Raw genomic sequence first — 1245 nt, forward strand, 5'->3', positions numbered from 1 at the left:
TAAGAGTCCGTTTGAGAATGCGTCAGGTGGGGTTTGCGGCCCGATTGTAGATGGTGGTGCGGTTGGTGGCGAAGGGCGGGAGGATGACCGCTTCGCGCCATTGCTTATTGAAGCCGGGCAGAGCCTCGAAGCGAGCCATGACCGTGCCAAAACCGGGAATTTCCTCGTGGATGGTTCGTATCTGCTCGCCGTCGCCCGAGCCGGTCACGATGTCGCAGCAAACCAGGTCGGTGGTGAGTTCGTCGATCTTGTAGGCGACGATCGCGCTCACCTCGTCGAGGGAAACGGCGTCGGTCCCCTTGGTCGTAACGATCGCGAAGCCGTTGTCGGTGGTGATGATTTCTGGCTTGCGCATCGGGTGTCCGTTCAGGGAGTGAGCCGCCGGAGCAGGTTACTTGCCATGGCAAGATGGATCATTGCCTCCGACACGTCGAGGCGCTTCTCATAGTCGCATACCAGCCTGCGCCAGCGTGTCATCCAACCGAAGGTGCGCTCGACCACCCAACGCCGGGGAAGCACCTTGAAGCCGGAGACGTCGTCCGACCGGCGGATGATCTCGATGGTGAAGTCACGCAAAGCGGCCGCATCGAGCAGCTTGGTGCGATCGTAGGCACCGTCGCCGAACAGGTGCTTGAGCCATGGCCAGCGCCGGCGGATTGCGGACACGATCTCCTGCGCGTCCGCACTGTCGGAAATGTCGGCAGTGGTCAGGTTGACCATGAGCAGCCGTCCGTCGGTATCGACCGCGATGTGACGCTTGCGCCCCTTGATCCGCTTGCCCGCATCATAGCCGCCGCCGGACGGTGCCGACGGTGCCTTGACCGATTGGCTGTCGACCACCGCCGCAGATGGGCTCTGCTCGCGCGCCTCGCGCTCCCGGTCGAGCATCAACGCCAAGTCGTGGATCGTGCGGAACAGCAATCGGCGCACGAAGCGGCGAAACCACCAATATACCGTCTGCCACGGCGGAAAATCCTTGGGCAGCATCCGCCAGCCACCGCCCGAACGGGCCAGATACCGCAGGGAGTTCAACACCTCGCGCAGGTCAGTCGATGGCTTGCGCCCGCGCTTCGGCGGCTCCGGCAAGAACGGGCGGATGATCTCCCACTCAGCATCCGTCAGATCGGTCGGGTAGCGCTTCGCTCGCTTCTCAAGATCAGCCATCCGGCCACGGCTCGCTCGGGTCCACATCCCGAGCTTGAATCACGTAACCCGCTGTCGCTCAACCCTTTATCAAACGGGCTC

At 63.0% G+C, this 1245-nt stretch carries 2 protein-coding genes; both read right to left on the reverse strand.

Annotation, left to right across the window (positions count from 1 at the left end; genetic code table 11):
- Positions 1-22: 22 nt before the first annotated feature.
- Complete coding sequence (locus tag BMY84_RS28890; RefSeq protein WP_093088603.1) at positions 23-355, reverse strand: hypothetical protein; 333 nt, start codon at positions 353-355, stop codon at positions 23-25.
- Positions 356-366: 11 nt separating this feature from the next.
- The gene (locus BMY84_RS28895; protein WP_143075215.1) at positions 367-1191 is read right to left on the reverse strand and encodes an IS5 family transposase; all 825 of its coding nucleotides are present in this window, start codon (positions 1189-1191) and stop codon (positions 367-369) included.
- Between the last annotated feature and the right edge of the window lie 54 nt (positions 1192-1245).

Source organism: Sphingobium sp. AP50 (assembly GCF_900109095.1).
Lineage (GTDB): Bacteria > Pseudomonadota > Alphaproteobacteria > Sphingomonadales > Sphingomonadaceae > Sphingobium.

Bases quoted from the DNA above. Each gene is read 5' to 3' on its own strand.
- BMY84_RS28890 (WP_093088603.1), bottom strand. From the start codon at position 355: ATGCGCAAGCCAGAAATCATCACCACCGACAACGGCTTCGCGATCGTT.
- BMY84_RS28895 (WP_143075215.1), bottom strand. From the start codon at position 1,191: ATGTGGACCCGAGCGAGCCGTGGCCGGATGGCTGATCTTGAGAAGCGA.